General features: G+C 43.3%; 38 protein-coding genes and 1 tRNA gene. 2 read left to right on the forward strand and 37 right to left on the reverse strand.

Going from position 1 to position 25,041, the window contains the following annotated elements:
• Positions 1–85: 85 nt before the first annotated feature.
• Entirely contained in the window at positions 86–580 is a 495-nt protein-coding gene (locus tag MMAH_RS06655) for an inorganic diphosphatase (RefSeq protein WP_013037779.1), read from the forward strand.
• 60 nt (positions 581–640) lie between these two features.
• Here the strand turns inward: MMAH_RS06655 and MMAH_RS06660 are convergent.
• From MMAH_RS06660 to MMAH_RS06800, 29 genes are all read right to left on the reverse strand, one after another.
• Positions 641–723, reverse strand: a tRNA-Ser gene (locus MMAH_RS06660).
• A gap of 10 nt (positions 724–733) precedes the next feature.
• The gene (locus tag MMAH_RS06665) at positions 734–1,768 is read right to left on the reverse strand and encodes an RNA-guided pseudouridylation complex pseudouridine synthase subunit Cbf5 (protein WP_394295765.1); all 1,035 of its coding nucleotides are present in this window, start codon (positions 1,766–1,768) and stop codon (positions 734–736) included.
• Positions 1,743–2,282, reverse strand: coding sequence for a (d)CMP kinase (gene cmk / locus MMAH_RS06670; protein ID WP_013037781.1), 540 nt, complete (start codon positions 2,280–2,282; stop codon positions 1,743–1,745). Before cmk ends, MMAH_RS06665 begins: the two co-directional genes overlap by 26 nt.
• Positions 2,283–2,921, reverse strand: coding sequence for a DUF106 domain-containing protein (locus MMAH_RS06675; RefSeq protein WP_013037782.1), 639 nt, complete (start codon positions 2,919–2,921; stop codon positions 2,283–2,285).
• Positions 2,922–2,933: 12 nt separating this feature from the next.
• Positions 2,934–3,584, reverse strand: a complete 651-nt coding sequence (locus tag MMAH_RS06680; RefSeq protein WP_013037783.1) for an adenylate kinase — start codon at positions 3,582–3,584, stop codon at positions 2,934–2,936.
• Positions 3,585–3,603: 19 nt separating this feature from the next.
• Entirely contained in the window at positions 3,604–5,082 is a 1,479-nt protein-coding gene (gene secY, locus MMAH_RS06685; protein WP_013037784.1) for a preprotein translocase subunit SecY, read from the reverse strand.
• An 87-nt stretch (positions 5,083–5,169) separates the two neighbouring features.
• Positions 5,170–5,604, reverse strand: a complete 435-nt coding sequence (locus MMAH_RS06690) for an uL15m family ribosomal protein (protein ID WP_013037785.1) — start codon at positions 5,602–5,604, stop codon at positions 5,170–5,172.
• A 4-nt stretch (positions 5,605–5,608) separates the two neighbouring features.
• Entirely contained in the window at positions 5,609–6,070 is a 462-nt protein-coding gene (locus tag MMAH_RS06695; protein WP_013037786.1) for a 50S ribosomal protein L30, read from the reverse strand.
• A 2-nt stretch (positions 6,071–6,072) separates the two neighbouring features.
• The gene (locus MMAH_RS06700; RefSeq protein ID WP_013037787.1) at positions 6,073–6,708 is read right to left on the reverse strand and encodes a 30S ribosomal protein S5; all 636 of its coding nucleotides are present in this window, start codon (positions 6,706–6,708) and stop codon (positions 6,073–6,075) included.
• Positions 6,709–6,717: 9 nt separating this feature from the next.
• Positions 6,718–7,239 carry a 50S ribosomal protein L18 gene (locus MMAH_RS06705; RefSeq protein ID WP_013037788.1) on the reverse strand — a complete coding sequence of 174 codons (522 nt, stop codon included), beginning with the start codon at positions 7,237–7,239 and terminating at the stop codon, positions 6,718–6,720.
• Between the two features lie 46 nt (positions 7,240–7,285).
• Positions 7,286–7,732 carry a 50S ribosomal protein L19e gene (locus tag MMAH_RS06710; RefSeq protein WP_013037789.1) on the reverse strand — a complete coding sequence of 149 codons (447 nt, stop codon included), beginning with the start codon at positions 7,730–7,732 and terminating at the stop codon, positions 7,286–7,288.
• A 1-nt stretch (position 7,733) separates the two neighbouring features.
• Positions 7,734–8,159 (reverse strand): 50S ribosomal protein L32e, encoded by a 426-nt coding sequence (locus MMAH_RS06715; protein WP_013037790.1) that lies wholly within the window; start codon positions 8,157–8,159, stop codon positions 7,734–7,736.
• 14 nt (positions 8,160–8,173) lie between these two features.
• Positions 8,174–8,704, reverse strand: a complete 531-nt coding sequence (locus MMAH_RS06720; protein ID WP_013037791.1) for a 50S ribosomal protein L6 — start codon at positions 8,702–8,704, stop codon at positions 8,174–8,176.
• 18 nt (positions 8,705–8,722) lie between these two features.
• A complete protein-coding gene (locus MMAH_RS06725; RefSeq protein ID WP_013037792.1) occupies positions 8,723–9,115 on the reverse strand; it encodes a 30S ribosomal protein S8 in 393 nt (130 codons plus the stop codon).
• An 11-nt stretch (positions 9,116–9,126) separates the two neighbouring features.
• Positions 9,127–9,279 (reverse strand): 30S ribosomal protein S14, encoded by a 153-nt coding sequence (locus MMAH_RS06730; RefSeq protein WP_013037793.1) that lies wholly within the window; start codon positions 9,277–9,279, stop codon positions 9,127–9,129.
• Complete coding sequence (locus tag MMAH_RS06735; protein WP_013037794.1) at positions 9,279–9,776, reverse strand: 50S ribosomal protein L5; 498 nt, start codon at positions 9,774–9,776, stop codon at positions 9,279–9,281. Before MMAH_RS06735 ends, MMAH_RS06730 begins: the two co-directional genes overlap by 1 nt.
• Before the next feature lie 4 nt (positions 9,777–9,780).
• A complete protein-coding gene (locus MMAH_RS06740; RefSeq protein ID WP_013037795.1) occupies positions 9,781–10,491 on the reverse strand; it encodes a 30S ribosomal protein S4e in 711 nt (236 codons plus the stop codon).
• 4 nt (positions 10,492–10,495) lie between these two features.
• Positions 10,496–10,849 carry a 50S ribosomal protein L24 gene (rplX, locus tag MMAH_RS06745; protein WP_013037796.1) on the reverse strand — a complete coding sequence of 118 codons (354 nt, stop codon included), beginning with the start codon at positions 10,847–10,849 and terminating at the stop codon, positions 10,496–10,498.
• A gap of 10 nt (positions 10,850–10,859) precedes the next feature.
• Positions 10,860–11,258: a 50S ribosomal protein L14 gene (locus MMAH_RS06750; protein ID WP_013037797.1), complete on the reverse strand. Its 399-nt coding sequence runs from the start codon at positions 11,256–11,258 to the stop codon at positions 10,860–10,862.
• Positions 11,255–11,584 carry a 30S ribosomal protein S17 gene (locus MMAH_RS06755; RefSeq protein WP_013037798.1) on the reverse strand — a complete coding sequence of 110 codons (330 nt, stop codon included), beginning with the start codon at positions 11,582–11,584 and terminating at the stop codon, positions 11,255–11,257. Before MMAH_RS06755 ends, MMAH_RS06750 begins: the two co-directional genes overlap by 4 nt.
• A gap of 5 nt (positions 11,585–11,589) precedes the next feature.
• Positions 11,590–11,898: a ribonuclease P protein component 1 gene (rnp1, locus tag MMAH_RS06760; RefSeq protein ID WP_013037799.1), complete on the reverse strand. Its 309-nt coding sequence runs from the start codon at positions 11,896–11,898 to the stop codon at positions 11,590–11,592.
• 1 nt (position 11,899) lies between these two features.
• Positions 11,900–12,103, reverse strand: coding sequence for a 50S ribosomal protein L29 (rpmC, locus tag MMAH_RS06765; RefSeq protein ID WP_013037800.1), 204 nt, complete (start codon positions 12,101–12,103; stop codon positions 11,900–11,902).
• Positions 12,103–13,047 carry a 30S ribosomal protein S3 gene (locus MMAH_RS06770; protein WP_013037801.1) on the reverse strand — a complete coding sequence of 315 codons (945 nt, stop codon included), beginning with the start codon at positions 13,045–13,047 and terminating at the stop codon, positions 12,103–12,105. The genes rpmC and MMAH_RS06770 overlap by 1 nt, the downstream gene beginning before the upstream one ends.
• Positions 13,048–13,503 carry a 50S ribosomal protein L22 gene (locus MMAH_RS06775; RefSeq protein WP_013037802.1) on the reverse strand — a complete coding sequence of 152 codons (456 nt, stop codon included), beginning with the start codon at positions 13,501–13,503 and terminating at the stop codon, positions 13,048–13,050. It lies immediately after the preceding gene.
• An 11-nt stretch (positions 13,504–13,514) separates the two neighbouring features.
• On the reverse strand, positions 13,515–13,928 hold the full coding sequence (locus tag MMAH_RS06780; RefSeq protein WP_013037803.1) for a 30S ribosomal protein S19: 414 nt from the start codon (positions 13,926–13,928) through the stop codon (positions 13,515–13,517).
• A 13-nt stretch (positions 13,929–13,941) separates the two neighbouring features.
• A complete protein-coding gene (locus MMAH_RS06785; RefSeq protein WP_013037804.1) occupies positions 13,942–14,655 on the reverse strand; it encodes a 50S ribosomal protein L2 in 714 nt (237 codons plus the stop codon).
• An 11-nt stretch (positions 14,656–14,666) separates the two neighbouring features.
• Entirely contained in the window at positions 14,667–14,915 is a 249-nt protein-coding gene (locus tag MMAH_RS06790; RefSeq protein WP_013037805.1) for a 50S ribosomal protein L23, read from the reverse strand.
• Positions 14,912–15,673, reverse strand: a complete 762-nt coding sequence (rpl4p, locus tag MMAH_RS06795) for a 50S ribosomal protein L4 (protein WP_013037806.1) — start codon at positions 15,671–15,673, stop codon at positions 14,912–14,914. The genes MMAH_RS06790 and rpl4p overlap by 4 nt, the downstream gene beginning before the upstream one ends.
• Before the next feature lie 5 nt (positions 15,674–15,678).
• Positions 15,679–16,692: a 50S ribosomal protein L3 gene (locus MMAH_RS06800; protein WP_013037807.1), complete on the reverse strand. Its 1,014-nt coding sequence runs from the start codon at positions 16,690–16,692 to the stop codon at positions 15,679–15,681.
• Between the two features lie 404 nt (positions 16,693–17,096).
• Between MMAH_RS06800 and MMAH_RS06805 the strand changes: the two genes are divergently transcribed.
• Positions 17,097–18,149: a methyltransferase domain-containing protein gene (locus tag MMAH_RS06805; RefSeq protein WP_013037808.1), complete on the forward strand. Its 1,053-nt coding sequence runs from the start codon at positions 17,097–17,099 to the stop codon at positions 18,147–18,149.
• Here the strand turns inward: MMAH_RS06805 and MMAH_RS06810 are convergent.
• The 8 genes from MMAH_RS06810 to acs all read right to left on the reverse strand — a co-directional run bounded on the left by MMAH_RS06810 (position 18,118) and on the right by acs (position 25,030).
• Positions 18,118–18,489, reverse strand: coding sequence for a response regulator transcription factor (locus MMAH_RS06810; RefSeq protein ID WP_013037809.1), 372 nt, complete (start codon positions 18,487–18,489; stop codon positions 18,118–18,120). The two genes, MMAH_RS06805 and MMAH_RS06810, sit on opposite strands and share 32 nt — an antisense overlap.
• Positions 18,490–18,523: 34 nt before the next feature.
• Complete coding sequence (locus MMAH_RS06815; protein WP_013037810.1) at positions 18,524–19,057, reverse strand: Hsp20/alpha crystallin family protein; 534 nt, start codon at positions 19,055–19,057, stop codon at positions 18,524–18,526.
• 79 nt (positions 19,058–19,136) lie between these two features.
• On the reverse strand, positions 19,137–19,343 hold the full coding sequence (locus MMAH_RS06820) for a hypothetical protein (protein ID WP_013037811.1): 207 nt from the start codon (positions 19,341–19,343) through the stop codon (positions 19,137–19,139).
• Positions 19,344–19,434: 91 nt separating this feature from the next.
• A complete protein-coding gene (locus tag MMAH_RS06825; RefSeq protein ID WP_013037812.1) occupies positions 19,435–20,214 on the reverse strand; it encodes a helix-turn-helix transcriptional regulator in 780 nt (259 codons plus the stop codon).
• A 22-nt stretch (positions 20,215–20,236) separates the two neighbouring features.
• The gene (locus MMAH_RS06830) at positions 20,237–21,124 is read right to left on the reverse strand and encodes an HD domain-containing protein (protein ID WP_013037813.1); all 888 of its coding nucleotides are present in this window, start codon (positions 21,122–21,124) and stop codon (positions 20,237–20,239) included.
• A 39-nt stretch (positions 21,125–21,163) separates the two neighbouring features.
• Complete coding sequence (locus MMAH_RS06835) at positions 21,164–22,300, reverse strand: adenosylcobinamide amidohydrolase (protein ID WP_013037814.1); 1,137 nt, start codon at positions 22,298–22,300, stop codon at positions 21,164–21,166.
• Positions 22,301–22,414: 114 nt separating this feature from the next.
• Complete coding sequence (pyrF, locus tag MMAH_RS06840; RefSeq protein ID WP_013037815.1) at positions 22,415–23,062, reverse strand: orotidine-5'-phosphate decarboxylase; 648 nt, start codon at positions 23,060–23,062, stop codon at positions 22,415–22,417.
• Positions 23,063–23,089: 27 nt separating this feature from the next.
• Complete coding sequence (gene acs / locus MMAH_RS06845) at positions 23,090–25,030, reverse strand: acetate--CoA ligase (RefSeq protein WP_013037816.1); 1,941 nt, start codon at positions 25,028–25,030, stop codon at positions 23,090–23,092.
• Between the last annotated feature and the right edge of the window lie 11 nt (positions 25,031–25,041).

Below are 25,041 nucleotides of genomic sequence, written 5' to 3' on the forward strand. Positions count from 1 at the left end.
TTTTCATCAATATTTTTACAAGTAACTGAAATATGCATCATTATGAAATATAATAGAGACAAATATAATCAAACACGGTGTGAAAATGGTTAGAAGACAAATTGAAAGTGTACTTATAGAAATTCCAAAGGGAAGTCGAAATAAATATGAGTATGACAAAGAAAAGGAAATGATAAAGTTTGACAGGATGCTCTTCTCTTCAATGGTCTATCCCTGTGATTACGGTTTCTTTCCCGACACTCTTGCTCTTGATGGGGACCCCTTAGATGCATTGGTACTAACATGGGAACCTACATTCCCGGGTTGTTTGATAGATGTGCACCCTGTTGCATTGTTTGATATGATGGACGATAAAGGCAGAGATGAAAAGATACTATGTGTTCCGGAAACAGACCCCCTGTGGATACACATAGAAACAATAGATCAAGTCCCACCTCATCTTTTAAAGGAGATTACCCATTTTTTTGAAACGTATAAAAACTTAGAAAATAAAGATGTGGAGATAATTGGATGGAAAACTCTGGAAAATGCAATCAATGTAATTAAAGAAGCAAAAAATAGACATCGAAACCAAAAGTAACTTTCTGCAGATAATCCCTGTTAATTCTGTAACTCATATTAAAGGACAGAAAAGGAGAGACGCTGAGGGGGAGATTCGAACTCCCGAGGGGTCAAGCCCCACAAGCTTTCCAGGCTTGCGCCGTACCGCTAGACTACCTCAGCAAATATGATTTCATGTACGCTGCATACGTTTTGTATTCCAGCGACTCGGATAAACATCGTCATTCATTATTACTCTTTCGGTGATAGCAGCAATTCCACTGGATAAATTCAGGATTTCAGAGGAGTCCATTGATGCTTTTGCAAGAGCAACAATTTCACCTTTCAAGCTAAAAACGGCAACATCACCCTTTTTTTGGATATCAGAATCGAAGCCGACAATACCCGGTACTGTAAGTGCTGCTCCATGACAGATCGCACTTACGGCGGAATCACGGATTGTGATGTGCGGCAGATTTACAAGGGCTTCCTCCATTGGTCTGATAATGCGGCGCAAATGCTCTTCATCACCATTTTCCTGCCAGAATACAAAAGCGTCTTTCAGGTCATGCAGGGTAACAAGTGATGATTCATCAAATGGTCCTGTGCCAACCCTTCTGAGCTGTTGCATATGGGCCCCACAACCAACCACAAGCCCGATATCATGACAGAGTTTGCGTATATAGGTTCCTGCCTCACATCTAACCCTGAAAAGTACAAGATTGTCTTCGACTTCCAGAACATCCAGGGAATAGATATTGCGTATCCTGACAGCACGCTTGACTGCCGAGACTACAGGAGGAGTCTGGTATATAGGGCCGGTAAATTCATCGCATACCTTCCGCACACGTTCTTCAGGAACATTTTCGTGGAGGCGCATGAGACAGATATATTCTTTGGCTGAAAGACGAAGTGCAGAGACAGCTTTTGTTGCCTTACCCAGCATGATCGGTAAAACACCCGTCACCCGTGGATCCAGTGAACCTGAATGGCCTGCCCTGGGGAGTTCAAGCATATCCCTGACCCAAGCAGTGACCTCATGACTTGTAGGGCCGGCGGGCTTGTCAAGGTTTACCACTCCCATCCTCATGTAAAAAGAGAGAGGACGCTTGTGAGGAGGACAACCATAAGACGGATCTGTATGAGCATCTCCTTTGAGAATATATTCCCTTTGTCGGGTTAAATCGCTATCAACATTAATATTATTCGTTAAAAAACCCACCCAGATTATCAATTGCAGTCTTCAATATATCACATATCTGGTATTGGTTCCAGCGGTTTGACTCGATCACCAGATCATAGATTGAAAGGTCATTTATATCTATATCATAAATTTCCCGATATCTCAAAGATTCGGAAGATTCTCTTTCTATTGTTTCGTTGAGTTTTGCTTCAAAGGAAGAGCCCTCACGCCCAACGATACGTTCAACACGGACCTTGCGGGATGCTTTGAGCCATATACACAGTGCTTCATCACCTGCCATATGGCCGGCCAGCCTGCCCTCCAGAATTATGTTATCCCGGCTTAAAGCAATATCCTGCTGCCTCTGATCAATCATCCTGTCTATTGCAGGGTCGGATTCGGCAAATTTTCCGAATTCACCCAGACTCATGGAATGTTCTTTTGCAAGATTGCGGAATACGTCACCTGCTGAAATCATTTCAATGTCATAATGTGAGGCGAGTATCCGGGATACGGTGGTGGTTCCACTGCCCGGAAGACCGCTTATCGTAAGAAGCATTCACACGCCACCGATATCCAGAGCCTTTCGTACAACCTGACTGATAGCCAGAGAAGTGATAAAATACCAGAATATCCAGTACTGGATAGGCCCGATTATAGGAGTCGTTAAAAGGATCTCACCTATGAATGGGAAGGTAAGTACAGCACTACCATGTTCGCTTATGTAGTAATATGCCCACATGAAAAGGGGAAGGGATATGATACTAATATAGGCCATTGGCTTGAACTGCTGCTTGGACATTTCCATCTGGTCAGACATCATTTCCTTACGCTGCTCATCCAGCTTATTGATCATGTAATTGTTCTGGGCCAACTGCGCTTCACGATACTCCTTCTGGAAAGATTTCATACGCTCCTGAGTACTGCGCATAAGTTCCCAGTCAATAGTATATTTCTGAATAAGAGAGGCATAAAGAGCAGTAATGGCAGCCATGATAAAAAGTACAACATGGAAATTACTTTCACCAACCAGCATGATAATTGGGTCCATTATAATTCCCACAATCGATCCGATTATTTCCCTGCCTTCCTCGCCAATCAGAACGATTGCAAGCATAAGAGATATACCTACAGCTATGACAAATCTTTCAAGCAGCTGTTTTAATTTTGCATTTTCCAAGGCAACCATCACCGGCATTTTTCATTTAATTCAATTCAAATATTTATCAAGGACAACGCGTATATCATCAAAGACGCTATTTATATCCTTTTCGCCATTGATATGCACCACTAAATTCTTGTTAGCATAATAATCTATCAAGGGCTGTGTCTTATTTTTATAGGATTCCAAACGCTGGCGAATGACTTCTTCCCTGTCATCTTCACGCTGGTACAATTGTCCTCCACAGGAATCACATACACCTTCATTTTGTGGAGGATTAAACCTGACGTGATAACTTTCGCCACATTCACACATGTAACGACCGGAAAGACGTCCTACGAGTTCTTCGTCCGGAACATCAATATTCAGCACAACGTCCAGTGGCATTCCGATTTCCTCAAGAATACCATCCAGGGCCTCAGCCTGTGGTATGGTCCGGGGATAACCATCCAGCAAATAACCTTTCTTACAATCAGGTTCTGCCAGACGATTTTTAATAATACCTATCAGAACTTCATCAGGCACAAGTTCTCCACGGTTCATGTAATGTTCCGCCTTTTTGCCCAGTTCGGTTCCTTGCTTTACATTGGCCCTGAGGATATCCCCTGTAGAGATATGAGGGATATCATAATAACTGGAAAGTTCTTTGGCCTGGGTACCTTTTCCGGCACCCGGTGGCCCAAATAACACCACATTCATATTTTTCCTTCCTATATTATTACTCCTTTCCGAAGAAAGAGCGCATCATTGGATGCATTTCCATCATCTGTTCAGAAGCTATATCCTCATACAACCTGTAGACAATACTTACTGCCAACAGAAGACCGGTACCCCCGGCACCACCAATGGTACCAAGCAAACTTGCAACCAATGTAAGAGCACCGATAAGTGCACCACCTATGATGGTAACTCTTGGTATGTAGCGCTCCATTACTTTTTCTATACTACCAATGTTCCTTCTAAAACCTGGTATCTGCATACCGGAATTAAACACTTTCTGGGCCGTTGGTTTGGCACCCATTCCTGTAGTCTCTATCCAGAACAGCGCAAATATGATACCACCGGCAATCAACATGAAAGCATCTACAAATACATGGAGTCCAATCTGCCATAGTTCTGGGGCAGCCACACCATAACCTGTATATGTTTCCTGTACTAAAGAAGGAATCCAGTCATAAGGGCTGTTAATAGGTGCCAGATAATACATCACCCCGTTGATAGGGGTTGAACCGGAATATTCTCCAAAAATTGTAATTCCCCGGCCTGCAAGCATAAGACCGATTAACTGTATATTTGCCTGTAGTGCTCTGACAAGAATCATCGGCAGAACTGAAGCATAGATCAGTTTCACAGGGAACCGACCTCTTGCCCCTTTCACGGAACTATGTGCAAGAGGAATTTCAATACGGGTACTTTCTGCATATACAACCAAAAAGAAAATTGCAACTGTAGTGATAAGCGCCAATATTCCTCCCTGTATCAGGATAAACATGAAACCATCACCGGAGAAAAGATAATCTGCTCCTACATTCTGAATGATATAAAGCCATTTGGGAATAATACCGGCAGGCAATCCGGATTGATCGGGTACCCAGTTAATTAAACCGGTCACAATCTGCTGTGAAACACCCGCAACAATGAAAAGTCCTACACCGGATCCAATACCCCACTTGGAAACAATTTCGTCCATAAATAAGATCAATACTCCACCCAAACATATCTGGAGGAATATCAGGAATGTAAGTACTCCCAGACCCACTCCCAGAGATGCGGCAATACTTGCATCAGGTTGAATGTAACCTCCAACAATCTGAGGTAGTGCAGTAAGTACAATCATAATGAATACGAGAAACTTTTGAGCACCCTGGAAAAAAGCTTGATCCCGGGGGTCTGACATATCGAGTTTGATAATATCTGCACCGGTGAGAAGCTGAAGAACAATGGATGCAGTAACAATAGGGCCAATACCAAGAAGCATCAGAGTACCGGAAGCTCCAGCAAAGAAAGCTCTGTATTGGTCGAATAGGTCAATGGATTCTGAGGAAAGCCCAAACAGAGGTACATTTGCAAGAGCAAAGTACAGCATGAGGATCCCCAGAGTCCACAGCAGTTTATTCTTGAAGTGAACATGCCCTTCCGGACTTGACACAGCAGGTAATCTGTTAAAAAACGGTTCTAAACTTTCCTTAAAGCTCATCAATTACACCTTTTGCCAGGTTCCAATATTGTAATATATAAATGTAAATATATCGGATAGGTTAATAAGAGTAATGTCATTTAGACATTACTCTTTTATAGCAACACATGATCCGCCGGCTTCCTCGATCTTTGATCGGGCAGATCCGGAAAAACTGGATGCTGTAATTTCCATTTTTTTGTTAACCTTTCCTGAGCCCAGAACTTTTTCAATTTCCAGGTCTGCAAGATTGATTTTATATATGCCATCCTCAACATTTGCAAAACCATCCACTACAAGTTGGTCTGCAAGTTCATCAAGTTCACCTACATTTACAATGGAAACTTCATGAATTGATTTTAAAGGACGTTTGAATCCATATTTACCGTGGGTGTAACCACCCTGAAGTGCACGGACAAAATGATGATTGACTTCACCACATCTGCCACGTCCACCGCGGTTTCCAGCACCACGTCTGTTTTTGGTAGTGCCGCCACCACAGGTCCTGGAACCCCTATACTTCTTTGTTTGAGTTTTACCCATAATCTCACCTCATCTTGTTAAGAAGAACATTGATGTTTTCATCATGGTTACCAAGTACCCCACCATTCTGAATAGGCCTTTTGATACCTGAATGACCTTTTCTTGGAGGATGTAACCTGAATACAGGTTTCAGACCTGGAATTGCGGAAAAACTGGCTTTGCCTTCGGAAACGGCTTCTGCAAAAGAAGCAATCGAATCAAAATCTGTATTTTCAGCAATGTATTCATCGGTAAGAGAGATTCCACCTTCGATTTTACCACGGTTGGCAAGAATCTGGGTAAGGGTTTGTGCATCGATCTTACCATAAGCCACGTAGTCCTTCACTTTCTGGATCATACCATTGTTATTGGGTGTCTCATCGAGTATCACGCAGTGATTGATACGATTCAGGCGAAGCATAGTTAAGGTATCAGCAATGGGTTTCCTGACATTAACATTTCCACGCATTCTTATAACCGCATACATTTTCAGGCCTCCTTACATTCCATTTTGAGAGGTTCCCTAATTGTACCGGTATGCTTGAGAGCATTGTATGTTGCTTTGGCAAAGTTGAGGGTAGTTCTGGTCTGACCTTCGGTCCTTGTCCAGACATCCTTGATACCGGCCTTTTCAAGCACTTTCCTTGCAGTATCCCCTGCAGCAAGACCAAGACCCCTGGGAGCTGGTTTCAGTTCTACATTGACACTGCCTGCTTTGCCACGCACCTCGGAAGGAACAGTATGTGGAAGCCCACAACCACATTCCCAGGAACCGCAGCCACGTTTTACACGAGTAATGTTCATCTTGGCATTGCGAATTGCCTTACGGATAGCAGGTCCAACCTGTCCGTCTTTGGCCTGACCAAGACCCACATACCCGTCACCATTTCCTACAATAACTGTTGCCCTGAACTTGACACGTCTTCCAGAGTCAGTCATCCTCTGAACCATATTAATATCAAGTACTTCATCTTCAAGACCGGGTAACAGTATATCCACAATATTAGATTCCCTGATTGGCAAACCTGACTCAATAGCTTCGTCCATAGAAGTTATCTGTCCTTCAGCTACCAGACTGCCAAGTCTTGTGAGGGGAACCCAATCTTCTTCATATTGATATGCCATATAACCACCTTAATTGAAATCCGAAAGGATCTTTTCTTTTGTCGCCTCGAAAACCTCTGGCAGATTTGATCCTTCAAGATATTCTGCCACATGTTCTCCACTTATGCGCTCATCTGATGGGAATACAGCAGGATTGTGCGGGATATCCATTCCGGAATCCACTGCACCTTTAAGAGCTGCATAGACTTTACAACCAGCAGAGGGAGATTGTAATCCAATATCCAGCACACCTGTTTCATAGCCTTCAGCAAGCGCTTTATTTCCAAAAAGCAAGCCTGTAAGATAAGCCGCAGTGGTGTTGCTGGTAGATCCCTCATAACCGTATTTGCCCAATTCGCCTGAAATTGCGGAGACAAGAGTTTCGTCTCCTTCATTATTTGGAATTACCAGCTGTATCCTGACATTCCTAATACTTTTCCTAACAACAAGACGATTTTCTTTTGAAAGGAGCAATCTCAGACGTTGGTGATAATCAGTACGCCCTTCCCTTCTTCTTCTGAAAGGAACTTTATAACGGGGGCCTGTTGCCATGATTTATCCTCCAACATATAATATGTAAATTCATTTTAATCAATACTCATTCATCTTTTCCGATATCGAGGTGAGCTTCAAGATGAGCAACACTTCTGTATTCTCCACCTTTGGCTTTCCTGTAAACCTTACAATAGGTGGGTCTGTCGAGTGCACCATCATCACGAAGTTCTTTGAGCCTGCGGCGAAGTGCACGGATCTTTTTCATCCATTGCTCTTTACGAGGGTTTCTTGCACCTTTCTTACCTTTCCTGGACCCATGACCCTTTCTGTGGCCATATTTCCTCTTGGCATCTCTGGCACGAGCCCTGCCGCGACTTACACCTTTAACAGGTGCGGACTTTATATTACCACTTTCAACAAGTTCACGAATATCTTCCCTTGTGATCGCAGCAGCGATATCCTCAGATGCTTCGGGGTCAAGCCAGACACGGTTCATTCCGCATCCTAAGACTTTAGATGCAATCCTGCGCTGGTTGGTGAGATTTGTCATCTCATTGACCTCCTTTACGATTGAATATCTTTATACCCATTTCATCCGCTTTGGACTCAATAAGAGCTCTTTTCCTGCCGCCGACTTTGCCAGATATACGGATTGCCTGTATGGAGGCATCGATATCTTCCACATCAGCCGGGTTATGCACAAGCACTTCTACAAATCCGGATGGATGTAATCCCTTTACTGTTTTGGGACTTCCATAACCTACCTGTGCGATAGAACCCTTGGCAACATAATGTCTACGCAATTTGCCCTGCAAACCTCTGGGACGTCTCCAGTTGGAATCAAGACGCTTGAATTTGTGGGAACCCGCTCTTTTGAAAGTGGGTTTTTTACTTTTCTGGAGTTTGCGTGCCTTGAAAAGCCTTTTACATTCGGCATCTTCGAAAAGCCCACATTTTAAATCAGTATTCTCTTCCATTAAGACCACCTATCTCAACTCTTCTCAATAAGATATAATCCGTCCTGGAATACACGGGGATCAAAAGCTTTGATGCGTGTAATCTGTTCCATATTGGAAGCAGTTTGTCCTACATCTTCCCTGTTGATGCCAGTAATTGTCACTTCATCAGAGCTGGTTTTGACTTTGGTTTCACCAATTATCCTGGAAACCCTTGCCCTTTTCTCACCAAGGAAATTATTGATAAGCAATTTATCTCCTTCTACTTTAAGCTGCATTGGAAAGTGAGAGTAAACTACTTTCATCTTATACTCAAAACCATTGACAACACCATCCATAAGATTGCTTATGTGAGAAGCAAAGGTTCCAACCATTGCTTTTTGCCTTTTCCTTACGGACTGGCAATCCACAGTTACTTCAGATTCATCAACGGTAATAGTGATCCCGGGATACCAGAGACGCTTTGTATTGGTACCTTTTTCTCCTGAGGCGGTGAAGACCTTATTATCATAGGAAACTGTCACACCTTCAGGGATTGGGACTGCTTTTTTCGTTTCTTTAACCATATCAACTTCCCCTTATATTCAGTAAACAAACGAAAGGAGCTGACCTCCGACATTTTGCTCACGTGCCTGATACTGGGAGATTACACCAGCAGGAGTCGTGAGAATTAATGTACCGAAGTTTCTTGCAGGAAGGAATTGCTTTTCCCATTTTTCGAGGTTATCAGCACCTACTGAATGTCTGGGTTTGATAGCACCACATTTGTTTATCCTTCCGGCAAGTTCAACTTTATAAAGGCCAGCTTTGCCGTCATCTTCAAATTCAAATTCACCGATATATCCGGACTCTTTCATTACTTTCAGGACGTTGCCAATCAGTTTTGATGCAGGTTTGACGGTACATTCCTGTTTACCTACGGATTCTGCATTCTTAATTACCGACAGTGCATCTGCAAGAGGATCTAATAATACCATAATCAATCACCTCATGTATATTTTTCAAAACCCATTTCATGGGCTACTTCCCTGAAACAATGCCTGCAAAGGTAGATGCCGTATTTACGGATCAATCCCTGCTTACGACCGCATCTTCTGCACTCGCTGGCACCACGTCCAAAACTTTTCTTGGTTTGTACCATTATACGACCTCCACCGCATATTTCTCCTTGAAGAATGAAATTGAATCATCCTTTGTTATTTTATGTGAACTGGAGATTTTATGTTTTGAAGCACGCCTTTTCTTGACCCTGTAACCCGGACGGTTTACTATGACATTTATGTCCATCCCAAAGATACCGATATTCGGATCATATCTCATTCCAGGGAAATCAGTGTGCTCTTCGATTCCGAAAGCCACGTTTCCATCATTATCAAACTGGGAAGCAGAAAGTTTCTTCTCAATAATGTCAATCGACGTTGAAAGAAAATCTTCTGCATTCTTTCCCCTGAGGGTTACTTTACATCCTATTGGTTCATGCTTTTTGATACCAAAGGAAGGCATGGTTCTTCTGGAATAGCATCTGACAACTTCCTGTCCGGTAATAGTTGACAATATTCCTTCTGCATCCACAAGATGCTGACCACTCTCTCCTACACCCATATGAACAACTACCTTGTCAATGCTGGGATCTCTCATTGGGTTAGTCAATCAGCTCACCACCCATTGTAATTTCAGGCTCGTCTTCGCCAATTACAAAAACATAATCCTCAATTGTTTCGAAATCGGTTTTTCCAGAAATGGAGACCGTATTCTTCTTGGAACTGAGAACTGTGTTGATCTCGGCTATCTTTCCGACCTCTCCGGTGTGGCTACCGCCTACAATAAGGGCAAGATTACCTTCTTTGTATTCGATGTGTTTAAGGATCTCCTTACCAGGAATAGATATCACAATAGAATCCTTTCTTTTGTAATCGTTTGATCCAAGCACATTGGACCCGTCATCCAGATTAAGCTGTAACTTGCCACCTTTTATGCAGGTCTTTCCGTCAATTCTGCAAAGTTTCTTTTCCTCGATACCTCCAATTTTCTGGAGGGAAAGCCTTCCCATTCTGTCAAGCAAAACCCTGTAAGAAGTGTTATCGGAAGGTATAGTAATAATATCCATTATCCCTACGGGTAAACGAACGTCTTTGCGTACTACACCGTCAACCAGAACTTTCCCTTCGGAAAGGACTCTTTTTGCCTCTGCCCTGTTATCCACTATGCCAAGCATATCACGCAGCACTACGGCAAGAGGTACGCTCTGTTCTTTGCTGTGAGGGCCTGGCCTGGTAGAGGTTATCCATTTTCTAGATTTCTTGGATATCTGCCAGCTTTTCGGGACAGATATTCTCTTTTGATGTTTGCCCACACTATCACCTGCTCTTTAGTAATCTTGATTCTCTCTGTTTATCGTTCAAATCCAGTGATGTAATCATTAAATTCGACGGATAAAGCGGCCTGGGTACTTCTGTCCCATCTGCCTTGGTAACGTAGACGCCCTCAATCACGACCATTCCAGTTTTTAGAGAAGCACCTTCTACCAATCCTTTTGTTCCTGCATGGTCACCACGCATTACCTGTACGGTATCGCCTACCGATACAGTTGCATTGCGTCCGTACTTGGAACGCAGGTCCTTGGAAAGAGGAGCTTTCATGTATTTTTGTTTGACGTGGAGAGGGGCAGTGCCACGTGCCTTTCTCTGTTTTCTTGGCTGTTTTGACACCATATTGATTACCTCACACAATCATTGATGCTGTAGTCCCTATCTTGGGGAAACGTTCTGCGACTTCCCTGGCAATGGGACCCTTAATATCTGTTCCTTTGGGGAAACCGGTGGGATCTGTAATTACCACTGCGTTATCCTCAAAGCTAACCCGGGTTCCATCAGGTCTGCGGAATTCTTTTTTCTGCCTGACAACTACTGCGTGGAGTATCTGCCTTCTCATTTCAGGAGTTCCTTTCTTGACTGAGACGACACACATATCACCCAAACCTGCTTTTGGCTGGCGGTTTTTCACACCACGGTATTTCTTGACAGAAATAATTTCCACAGTCCTTGCACCGGTATTGTCAACACAGTCGATACGTGCACCGGCATTAAGGCATTTGGGGACACTGGAACGCATTCCTTTCATACATGTGCCTCCGTCTTAACAACTACGTAAGCTTTGGTCTTGCTCAGGGGACGACATTCTGCTATTGTTACAATGTCCCCTTCCTTTGCATCAATGCAAGGAGGGTTGTGAGCATGTATCTTTGACTGACGTTTCTCGTACCGCTGGTACTTATTGATGAATTTATCATATTTTCGCTGGATTACAACTGTCCTATCCATACTGTCACTGACTACCTTTCCAGACAACACCTGCCCCCTTACGGGAAGTGTGCCATGGAAAGGACAATTTATGTCGTCACATTCTTCGGAAGGTTCAGGAACATCCAATCCAATGTTTCGTGCCATGATTATTACCTCATGCGTAATTTCCTGATATTCTTGGTCCTGTTTTCGGGTTGTGAGAGCAAGAGGATGCCCCCGACCTCTACTGATGTGGCCGGGGAACACCCAGAACCAACTGGTAGATGAAACACAAATTTGGAACCAGATTTTGGTACTTGTTTTTCGTACATATCTTCGACCTCGATTACCAACATGTTCCGCGTCTCATCTACTACTTTTCCATTAATGCCTGCAAGATATTGATTGGTAGAATCAACCACATCAACCATCAATCCTATCAATTCGTGATAGATCAGGTTTTGTGGTGATATATCCAATTTATATCTCCTTCATTTCCCTCTGGATGGTTTTTATTCTCGCAATCGTCCTTCTGAGTTCCTTAATACGACCGGGATTTTCAGGTGCGCCACCCGCAGAGGAAAGGGCACGTTCCTTGATAAGCTCGTTCATGAGTTTTTCAAGTTCATCTATTTTTTCATTGGGAGACATATCCCTGATTTCCTTTACACGAAGGATTGCCATCAGTTATCCCCCCTATGAACACGTGCCATGGGATGCCAGTAATCATGTTCTTCATGCTTGTGCTGCCATACCCCTTCAACAAGCCTACGCTGCTCACCTGGAAGTTGTTCATCTTCAGGTTCCGGAACATTTTCGTCGGAGCCTGTAGCGGATTCAACTTCTTCTGATTCTGCTTTTACTTCCGGTTCTGCTTCAGGTACTTCTTCAGCAGCTTTTGCTTCTGTTGCTTCTTCTGTGGATTCGACATCTTCAGCTTCTGCAACTTCTCCGGTTGCTTCTGCTTTAACAAGTTCTTCAACGCCGGAACTTTCAGATTCTTCAGGAGCAACTTCTGCAACTGCCTCTTCCACAATCTCTTTTAGATGGTAGGAATCTGGCAATACGGCACCCGGATGGATAATTCTCACTTTACAGCCAATTGTACCGAGTTTTTTAACGGCTACTGCGAACCCTTCGTCCACAATATCATCAACAGGTTTTCCTGCGTGTTTGATATAACCATTTACCATTTTCTCGACTCTTGACCTTGCACCGGTAACCTTTCCGGAGAGGATTATTTCACAACCAAGAGCACCGGAATTCATAATGGCACGCATTGCATTGTGACCTGCTTTCCTGAAATACCAGCCACGTTCAATGGAAGAAGCAAGCCGTGTTGCCATCATCTGGGCATTCAGTTCTGGCCTCTTTACTTCCTGTGCGTCAATCTGGGGGTTATCAAGATTATAAAGGCGTCCGACATCCCTTGTAAGTTTGCGGATGACCTTTCCGGCCTTGCCTATAACCATACCGGGTTTTTCGGAATAAACAACAATCTGTGTCCCCATAGGGGTTCGATTGATCTCCATGCCACCATAACCGGCCCGGCTCAGCTGGTTTGCGAAATATTCATCAAGCGAGGCTTTTACAAAACCATCCTCAACAAATTTCTTCTCTACTGCCATTTAGCGCACCTCGCTCAGAATAATTTCAATATTTACGGTTTCCGTATTCTTGGGAGTGGCCCTTCCACGAGCCCGGGGGCGCATTCCATGGATAACCCTGCCTTTCTTTGTAGAAACATGGTTTATGTACATGTGAGAAGGATCAAGACCCTTGTATTCCGCATTGCTCTCAGCGTTCTCTAAAAGTTTGAGAACTTCTGCAGCCACTTTTACAGGATAACGACCTGCTGCCATTGGACCTTTCTTGTGTCCAAGACTGTCATTGTGCCTCCTGAATGGTACAGCCCTTTTGAAAGAGATTACCTCTTCAAGATAATTCTTTGCAGATGTAGTACGCATTCCTTTAAGTTCACGACAGAGTTCACGTGACTTCTTGGGGGAGATATGTAACTCTGAACCCATAGCTCTGGCACTTGTTGCTGGCTCAAGTTCTGTTGAATAATCAATTCTTGCCATTAACAATCACCTTACTTAAGTGGTACGAATTTACTGGAACGGGTTGCACCAACACCAGCGCTTCCGTGGGAAACCCTGCCTCTTGTCTGTGCGAATTCTCCAAACCTGTGACCTACCATCTCAGGCTGTACATCTACATTTACGAATTCTTTACCGTTGTAAACCGCAATTTGCTTACCTACCATTTCAGGGAATATTATCATTGACCTGTGGTGAGTTCGCACACTATCCTTTCCAGCCCTGAATTTATCCAGGACTTTTTTATGCCCATCGGGAAGCCCACGGCGAATGGTCCTCCTTTCCCTTGCGGGAAGAAGTTCGGCAAATTGCTCAATACTCAATTCCTTGAGCTCATCCACAGATTTGCCCCGATAGGTATATTCTCCTTTCCTCTTTGGTAATCTTGATGAAGATTTTTTAGCCATATATACACCTCATTTAACGCTTTCCGGTCCTCCGGGCTGCAATCTGTCCTACTTTCCTGCCAGGCGGGGCGTTCCTGCCTACGGTAGTTGGTTTACCGGGATGCTGCCTGTTACCTCCACCGAACGGATGGTCAATAACATTCATTGCAACACCGGAAACTCTCGGATACTTGGCTGCCCTTGATCTCAACTTGTGATATTTCTTACCGGCCTTCAAAAACGGCTTCTCGGCACGTCCGCCACCAGCAACAACACCAATAGAGGCCCTGCATTTTGGATTCAGCCATTTCATTTCACCTGAAGGAAGCTGGACAACTGTCCTATTCCTTTCATGACCCACAAGGGTAGCATAGGCACCGGATGAACGAGCAAAAGCTCCACCATCGTTTGGTTTGGATTCTATGTTGCAGAGTGGTACACCTTCCGGAATCTCAGCCAGCGGGAGGATGTTACCCTGTTTAATCTCTGCGGAGATACCGCATTCAATGCGATCTCCTATACCGATACTTTCCGGAACGAGAATTAAACGTTCTTCGCCACTTTCAAAGGAAACCCTTGCAATTGGAGCGGATCTTGCTGGATCATGGACAATTTCCACCACATCGGCAAAAATTGTGCTACCTTCTTCTACTGAAGGATGCTTAAGAGCAGCTTTATAGCGATGTGAAGGTGCCCTGTATGTAGGTGTTCCACGACCCCTGTTCTGTGATATAATTCGTCTTGCCATAAATCAACACCTCACATCAAACCAATACGTGTAGCAATCTCATGTGCTGCATCTACTTCATCAAATGTGACAAGAGCCTTCTTTTCTCCCTTCATTGTTGTCGTTGTGCAAACGGACTTTACGGGAAAGCCGTAGATCTTTATCACATCTTCCTTGATCTGGCTCTTGTTGGCGCGAGTGTCGACAACAAACTGAAGTTTGTTATCTTCCATATGCGTCATAGCTTTTTCGGTGATGAACGGGAACTTAATAGCGCTCATATGAACATGTCCTCCAGACTGGATATTGCGGATTCTGTCCATACCGTCAGTCGTCCTGCCTTTGCACCGGGTGCAAGTAATTCAGTATAAAGTGAATCTACTGTTGTAACATCCACACCTGACAAATTACGTGCCGAGCGGAATATCGGACTTTCTGAACCGGCAACGATCAGAACACTTTTCTTGTGTTTGTATTTCCTTCCTCTCATCTTACCCTTACCGGCCCTGATGGAACGGCTGTCTTTGGCACGCAGGACATCATCATAAGCACCTGCTGTTTTGAGGAATTTAATAACTTCTGCTGTTTTCTCAACATCCTGCAAAGCATCTTCTGCTACAATCGGCAGGGAAGAGTCACATACATGACCGCGTCCTTTCACGAGTTCTGCATTAATTGTAGCTGCTATTGCAGAGCGAACTGCAAGACGTTTTTCTTTTTTGTTAACCTTCTCTGTCCTGTCAGCCTCAGGTTTTGGTGGATGGGTTCGCCTTCCGCCTACTGCCTGGGGTACTCTTGCAACCCGGCTTCCGTTGACAAGCCTTGGAATCTGAGCAACACCTCTCCCGGACCCCCAGGAGACTGCAGATGTTTCCATTCCGGCATACATCTTGGGACCATAGGGCTGGTACCTTTTAGACTGGGAAGAAAGCACGGTCCTTTTGATAAGATCCGGCCTGTAAATCTCTTCGAAAACATCGGGTAAGGTTATTTCACCTTTGGAATTACCTGAAATATCAAGAATATTTGCTGTGACCATTTATCTCACCCCTGCCTGGACTGTGTATTTATATGCATAAGCTGAGGCTCTCCCACAGCGGATGTCTTTGGCCTGGTTGGTTCCCTGAGCCTGATAAGTCTCTTGGAAGGACCGGGTACAGTACCCTTCACAAGGATATAATCTCCGCCGACAAGGCCGTAGTTCACAAATCCTCCTGCAGGATTTACTTCATCCACATCAGAAGATACTTTCAGGATACGCTTATTATACTCGGTACGCTGATGGTAACCGGCCTGGCCCATTTGTGGAACTCTCCAGCTTACATGTGGTGGATTCCACGGCCCAAGAGTACCAACCTGACGCAGACTACTCTGACGAGAGTGTTTGTTCTTTGCCAGCTGGATACCCCATCTTTTCACAGGCCCTTCAGTACCGTAGCCTCTTGTGATAGCGGCTACATCGATGATGTTGCCTTCCGAGAAAATATCAGAAATTGCAACCTTGCTGCCAAGTATGTACTTTGCATACTCAAACTTGGCTTTTACATCAGAACCACTAACTGCAGTTTCCATAATATCTGCTTTCTTCTTGGGAATTCCACTTACTGAAGATGGGATTGTATATGTGATCACACGAATCTCAGAAACTTTCCCTTCTTCCACCAGGGAAGCCATATTTTCAAGTGATTTTTCCGTATTGTAATTTTTGGGAGTCTTTATCCTGCGTCCAATGTCGCCGTCCAGATTTGCTGACCATGCCTCTGAAATCGTTTTTTCTCCGTAAGGAGTGTCCTTATAGGCACGTATTGCGGCAATACCGATCTGCGGTGTTTCGATAACAGTAACCGGTACGGCAATCTCAGCGCCTTCAGTCAAGCTGTTTTTGGCATCGTCAATCATAATTACATGGGTCATTCCGACCTTGTAACCTGCAAATCCCTGCAATTTTGGCTCACCCTCAGCCTCAGGCCATGACCTGAACCTAGGGATGTGGCTCTTTGCTCTTTTGCGTGGACTGAACGCTAGAGAACCTCGCCTTGGTCTGTGTATTGTTGGCACTTGTATTCTCCTTGAATTTTTTTATGTTCAATCGCTTACGCAGGTTGAAATAACAAAAAAGTGTGTTGGGCCACCTATCAAGGTTTGAGCTCAACATGGATATTCTACGTTATGCGGATAGGAGCAGCAATACTGCAACATCATCACAAAAAGATTTACACATCTACCATCCACACATACACAACGCGCATGCATGGGGGCTTTCATTGAATTGGCCCACTGATGATCTATGTTAAATCCTACATTTCCACACTTTTTGCCTACCTGCGAAGTATGTACCATATACATACTATATTCTCAGCTTGGGCTGTATGATGTTATATTAGGTATATAAATGCTTTGGGCCAAAAACAGTCATACAGGAAACAACACCTTTAAAAGTACCAATAAACCATTGGACTGCAATGAAAAACAAAGACAAATTCACCAAACCGATAAGTTCTGACCATGATGGATTGCGCTTTGCTACTCCAGAGATTGTGGCAGAGTACCGGGCAAGGAGACTTAAGTGTGATGTTCTGGCGGATATAAGTTGTGGTATAGGCGGACAAACCATTTTCTTTGCAAAAGAGTGTAAAAAAGTATATGCCATCGAAATAGACCCTGTAAAAATAGAACATGCCAAAAGGAATTGCCAGCTATATGGAGTGAACAATGTAGAATTTATATGTGGTGACGCCCTCGACCCCGAAGTAATACAGAAACTCCCTGAACTGGATGTCGTATTTTCTGATCCTGAAAGGCCCCAAAAGGAAAAGAGGCGCCTACTTTCAAGCATTACACCAGACCTGGAAGACATGATTGGTGCTTATTCATCCCGGACAAAAGGATTCGCCTTTGAAGTACCCCCTCAGCTGACCCCAGAAAGGATTCCTTTTAATTGTGAAATGGAATACCTGTCCCTTAATGGTAAAATCAATCGCCTTACATTATACTTCAACCATCTCAAGAAATGCAATAGATCCGCCATCACACTGCCCTCCGGGGAATCATTATGTAGCAGTGGGACAGGAGACATCTCCGAATCAGAAATAATGAAAAAATTTGCATATGAACCGGAACCATCTGTTGTAAAAGCAGAACTGCTACCTGAACTTGCAGAAAAAATGAGCAAGGGAGATAATAAGACATACTTATTCCAAATTGATTCGAAAAGGGCATTAATGACATCTGACGAAAAATTGAAGTCCCCATTACTTAAAAATCAGTACGCTGTGCTGGCAGAGACAAATGTATCTGTTGAAGACATCAATAGGAAGCTTAAAGAATTAAATGCCAAAAATGCATTGATAAGAGGAAAAATAGATCCTGACAATTACTGGAATTTGCGTAATAGTATAGAAGCCGGATTAAATGGCGATAAAGCAATTCACCTCTATATTACTGACAGCTCTGCGATTATCTGTCAACCACTTGTTGAAAAGATTAATCCAGAAGACTACAAACACTTTTTATGAGTTCATCATTGTCAAAAGGTTTGGTAATATAACCCTCAACTTTGAGAATATCCAATCCCATCATCTTGTCAAAATCATGGTTCCTGACAGTCAGAAGGACAACCGGCAAATGTTCGTACTTTTCCTTAATACGGTGGAAAACTTCCCACCCATCCATACCCGGCATCATAACATCAAGAAGGACAAGGTCCGGCAGGGAAGATTCAAGCATCAAAAGACATTCTTCTCCACTGGAAGCACACGATGTGGACAGACCATTCAATTCCAACAAACTTTGAAGAATTTCACGCAAATGCGCTTCGTCATCCACTACAAGTACATTTTTCCCAAAACAACTCATCCGATGCACCAGCAAAATAAATTAATGCGAAAAGTCAATTAATTTTAATATCTACTTTCGCGGTTTCTTCCATAACAGAAAATATTACCTCGAGAACACCATTTTTGAAAGTTGCTTTTGCACTATTCGGATCTACTTTTAGTGGCATTTCGAGAGTTTCGGAATATGTATAATATTTATTGGAAGCATCGATCTCCAGATACTGGTCTGTTGCACAGACTGAAATATCATCTCTGGACATACCCGAAATTTCGGCGGTAACATACACTTTTCCATCCATTTCAAGAACATCTACCAGAGGTTTTTTCTCATCTATGGATAGGGGGCCATCTAAAGGATCAATTTCTTCTTCGAAATCATTATAATCAGAAGGAATGTTACCGAATTCCCTGATTTCAGGATCTTCATTGGCACGTTGTGTAATAGAAAAACCATAAATGAAAGGTTCATCAGAGAATTCTTCTATACCTACTCCGAATCTCTGTAACATCTGTTCGATCATATCAGTAATATCACTGAAAGAATCATCACTTCCAGACGGATTGTTTCCTTTCTTTTTATCTGCCATATTGACCCGTTCCGTAAATAAATAAGTAAATACTTGTCACTTAGAGATATTTGGCCATAAAGCCGCACATAAGCAAGGATTACTTACCCTTGCGTTTATCGGCAGAAAGTAAATCAGATTTATAATATAATTCAGAAGAGCGCCGGGACAACCCATAATCCCTATTGCATTTAACCTCATCATCCATGTCATCCATCTTATGGGATAGGGACGAAAGGTCTTCGTGCAACTTTTTAGTTTTTTCTACCATATTCCTGAATTCTGCAATGTCGAGGGTTTTTGGCATCGAATCACCACTCTTCAAGCTTTAAATCCACCATTATCATATAAATACTATTTCGTTTCATGTATTAATAATGAACGCAGGACAATAGTAATCATGTCTTTTTCCGTGAATCAAGGCAACAGTATTCGAACAGGTCATACCCCCAAATTACAGCTTCTTCACTGGTACTGATAAGTTTATTGTGATCATATATTCCCTTCTTGTTAAGGAAGGAAACCAGGAAAAAACCGTCCGCACAGACCATACTAACTACCGGCAAATCGCCCTTGTGGATATATATTTTGGTGTTATCCATTCCGAAGAAAATTTTTGCTTCTTCCCCATAATCTTCAACAATGCGTTCATAGACATCATTGGTAAAAATCAAGTCCATCTTCACTCCTTTTTTAGCCAATTCCACAAAATGTTTAACATAATAAGGATGGAAATAAGAAGTAATGGCTGTAACATACCGACTTACAAGCAGATGGTCTATTAATTCCTGAGGCGGATCAAAAAGAGAGTTGATATCCGGTTCAATGACCTCTGAATCGCCCAGGTCACCCAGCCTTTCCATAAATTGCATTGGGAGAGCCGAAATATCCCTGGAAAACCAGTATTCAGGATTCTTTTCAAGTGTATTAGTCAGTTTAAAAATCGGCAATATTTTCTGCACTACAATATTACCAAAAATAGACAGTTCATATTCATCATCTTTCTGCACAAGAATGCCATTATCCTTAAGAAGCTTTATCTGAGGAAGCACACCGGTTGATGTGACATCAAGAGCCTTTTTGATAGCGGCCAGATTCTGAGGGCCATCTTTTAGATAGACAAGCAAGTTTTTCCGTTTTTCCGAGCGACATACGAGCTCGATTATAGATACACCCATATTCGTACCACAAAGTAAAAAATCAGGTATCACTGAAGAACTGTTCGACACATCCTTTCAATTGTTTATACATTGGACTATCGATAATACTATGGGGTTGGGATTCAAAGGACCGTAGCAATCGGCCATAATACCATTTATGAGATTCTTTTCCTACTATAAAATGGTCCCATATTATATTCCCGTGAATATTTTCCCCGTCCATCATATCCCTTATGCTGGCAAGTTTATCTGCACAGAATAAGAGTTTGACATCCCTTCCAACAGCTTCAAGTGCTTTCAGGCAGGCTTCATTGCGCTCCTTCCACATATTTTCATCAACAGATAACAGGGAGGGATCATCAGTTTGGTCCAGTTCAGATACTGCCCTTACAAAAGTTAAAACAGTCTCACCGAACTTATTCTCCACTTCACCCATATCGATTTTAGGCTCTTTTTTGATCGAATGCAACAGACCGGCAATTACAACTACATCGGGGGCACTGTTCTTTAAGAGTATGGAGGCAACATCCATTGGATGAGATATATAGGGCGTCCTGGAAAATCGTCTTGCCGTATCCCTGTGTGCATTATAGGCAAATTCGAAAGCTTCGGGTACTGAAAGAACGAAATGGCCTGCTCGTGAGGAGGTCTCGTATTTCTCTTCCAGATCCAGCAGATGAATCCGGAAGTTGGCTTTTCTGAGATGTTCGTGTATGATGAGTTGACCATTTTCATGAATCAATACTGACTGGTACGGTTCACTTTTCCATATACGTCTGGAAGGCACATCAGACCACTCAGCCATGTAGAAAAAGCGATCCGGTATTTCAGGAAGTTCATCTCCTATATATGCACTATGAACTATGACGCCTGTTGGCTTTTTCTTAGAATCAGTACAATAAGTGGCTATATAATTTCTCAGATTCATGATAAACCTCGTTTTTATATTAATATAATTGTAAAGGAATTAAACATTTCTTTTTACAATCCAGCAAGTAACTCTTACCCAGTTATCAATTATTGATTCTTTTGGATCCAGCAAGTAATCATAAGGGACATCTACACTCAAATTCAAAATATTGTTAAGTTGAGCCATCTGGGAAAAAGCTACTTTCTTTGCACTGTTTTCAGGGATCAAACCCCACCTTACTTCATCGACAAGATGGAGAATAGAAGAAATCAATGCAACCATAGCAGGATTACGTGAAATATTCCTGAGCTTGTCATAAAATGGACCCTTTTTATTATCTCCCTCAAGGGATGTCGAAACTTTCCAGAAATATTTTTCATCAATTCCAAACCTATCAAGCCTTACAAGCATATCCCTCTGGGAAACAGCTGATATACCTGATTGTTGATCCAGGGCTTTGAAAAGGACTTGTTTTATACATTTACAGATCAGCTCACCAAGTTTGGAATGGGGACCTGCGTCAGTCAATTTCAGAGAGGCAGAATCGTTGGATACAATCGCCATCATATCAGTCCCGGTTCCGGTAGCCAGTTCCTCAGAAAAACGGCTTGGAATCATTAATTGATGCAGAACTGCTGATTTTGCTTCAGTAGCTGTCATCCAGGCCCTGGTAAGAGCATATGACGGCAAATTTGCATCTATTAGAAGAATTAGGTTTATTGTTCCGCCAAAAGTTTCCCATCTACCATTTTCCTGATAATAGGAAGCAGGGTCTGCAGGACTGCATGCATTTACTTCAACGCCTGCAGTCGCAATTGTTGTTATTTCAAGTCCACGGAAAGAGTGAGTAACAAAAGCAACATTTTCCATACTTGCAGCAGTTAGCAATGCAGATGCATTTGATGCAGAATAGCCAAGTTGCTCCACCACATGAGCGAGATAGCCTTCGACACTCCCTTCCTCCAGGTCATCCTCACTTCCAACATGCCTTCCTATTCGCTGATTGATGAGGACATTGATATCATCACGGATACCACCATTGAGCCAGGAATTGGAAATTATTCTCCTGCCCTTTGGTAGTGAAACTATAACGGAATCTTTGCCCGATCTGAAAATTTTTTCACCGGCAGATGTTTCAAGAAGAGGTTCACAATCCCCGTCACAACTATTTACGGCCAACTCATTTCTGGTCATGCACCTTCCTCTGAATATAAATCAACACCGGATCTTGAAGTAAAAAACAAAAGCCTCAGAACTCATAGGGCTCATCACTATCTCAGAAGAGAATCTCATCACTGGCTTTTATCCTTAAATACCGATCCCGTTAACAAGTTCCATGGCTGTTTCTTTGGGGTGTTCTGAATTATAAATACTTCGACCCACAATAATCCAGTTCGCACCTGCTGCGATCACATCAGAGGCTTTACCTCCCTGTGCACCTACACCCGGAGAAATAATAGAAAGCTCATCACCTATTATAGAACGCAGGTGCTTTACCCTTTCTGGCCGGGTAGCCGGTGCGACAATACCTGTAGCACCGAATTCATACGCCATTGAAGCAATTTCATCGGCTATCGGCTGGAAATACTTCGCACCTCCGGGATGGCTCATTTCAGAGACTACATAGATATCCCCACCATAAAGTCGGGACACATCTATACAGGCTTTCAGGCTATCCTCGCCTGTAAAACCATGTACTATTACACCACTGGCACCGGCCTTGAACACCTGCTCACAGATAAGTTCATCCGTGTTTGGAATGTCAGCAACCTTAAAGTCAGCAATGACAGGAGCATAGTCGGCAAGTCTTGATATTACACTCAAACCTTCTGAAAGCACCAGGGGATAGCCCACCTTAATGGCATCCACACATTCAGCAACTTCGCTGGCAATCTCGACGGCACGATCCATACGCGTAACATCCATTGCAACTATAAGGCCGGTATTCCTTTCCATGAAATTAAACCTCTAGGGGTTTGAATGTTAATCTGATAGATTAACTTTTCTTTTGAGTTCTTCAACCACATCAGGATTCTGCAGAGTGGACACATCCCCGGGGTCGGTATTATTTGTGATCGCGCGCAGTACCCGGCGCATGATCTTTCCACTACGTGTTTTTGGAAGGTCATCAGCAAAGATAATGTCTGCCGGACGGGCAATAGGACCGATCTCATCGGCTACATGCTTGCGGAGTTCCTCTTTCAGTTTATCGCTTGCAGAAGCACCGGTTTCCAAAACAACATATCCAACGATCACTTCACCTTTTATTTCATCCTTCTTTCCTTCAACAGCTGCTTCCGCAACATCCGAATGGGCTACAAGCGAACTTTCGATCTCCATAGTACCGAGCCTGTGCCCGGATACTTTTATCACATCATCAAGTCTTCCGAGAATCCAGACATAACCGTCACTGTCAGTATGAGCACCATCACCCGACATATAGGTATCTTTGCCCCACATACTCCAGTAAGTTTCAATGAAGCGTTCCTCATCCCCATAAATGGCACGAATCATGCTCGGCCAAGGTTTCTTGATTGCCAGATATCCACCATGTCCTTCTGGAACCGCATTTCCTTCTTCATCGAGAATGGATACCTTGATTCCCGGGAACGGTCTCACAGCACTACCGGGTTTCATCGGAGTAATCCCCGGAAGGGGCGTGATCATTATCATACCTGTTTCTGTCTGCCACCATGTATCAACTATCGGGCATTTCTTGTCCCCGATATGCTCATAGTACCAGAGCCATGCCTTCGGGTTGATGGGTTCACCGACACTTCCCAGCAGCCGCAACGAGGAAAGGTCATGCTTTGCAGGCAATTGTTTGCCCCATTTCATGAATGTCCGGATGGCTGTAGGTGCCGTATAAAAAATCGTCACTCCATAATTTTCAATTATACTCCAGAACCTGTCCTTTTCTGGATAATCCGGTGCTCCCTCATACATCAGCACAGTTGCACCATTCAGCAGGGGACCATATGCAATATAGGAATGGCCCGTAATCCAGCCCACATCCGCAGTACACCAGTAAACATCATCATCTTTCAGGTCAAAGACCCATTTGGCAGTGATCGCTGTTCCGACAAGGTAACCTCCGGTGCTGTGGACCACACCCTTGGGTTTGCCTGTGGTTCCGCTGGTATACATTAAGAAAAGTGTATCTTCGGAATCCATGTGTTCAGGCGGACAGTCATAATCAACCTGTTTTTCGATGTCGTGCCACCACACATCCCGACCCTCAGTGAAAAATACAGAATTTGCCGCATGATTGACAACCAGTACATGCTCGATGTTATCTAATTTCTCAAGTGCATTATCGGTTTTTTCCTTCTGGTCAACCAGTTTACCTTTGTGATAGTAACCATCACAGGTAATTACGAATTGACTGCCTGCGTCCTCAACACGTTGGGCGAGTGCCTCATGGGAAAATCCGGCAAATACCACACTGTGAGGGGCACCGATTCTTGCACAGGCAAGCATGGCAATAACAGCCTCGGGTATCATCGGAAGATAAATTGTAACAATATCCCCTTTTTTAACCCCGAGTTCTTTCAATGCATTGGCAAAGCGACATGTGGAGTAATACAATTCATCATAGGTAAAGGTGCGATTGTTTTCCATCTCCCCTTCCCAGATAATGGCTGTCTTATCACCCTTTGAAGAAAGATGCCTGTCAAGACAGTTATATGATGCGTTAAGACTGCCATTAAGGAACCATTTACTATGCGGAGGTTTCCATTCGAAGACTTTATCCCACTTTTCAAACCAGTCAATATCTTCTGCAACTGAAGCCCAGAAACCTTCAAAATCCTCTTCAGCCTTCCTGTAAATACCGGGATCGTTCATATTGGCACGGGCCTTGAAATCTTCAGATGGTTCAAAAACACGTTCCTCTGCAAGTGACGATTCTATTGTTTCCTTCATAGGTTATGCCA

This window comes from Methanohalophilus mahii DSM 5219, from assembly GCF_000025865.1.
GTDB lineage: Archaea > Halobacteriota > Methanosarcinia > Methanosarcinales > Methanosarcinaceae > Methanohalophilus > Methanohalophilus mahii.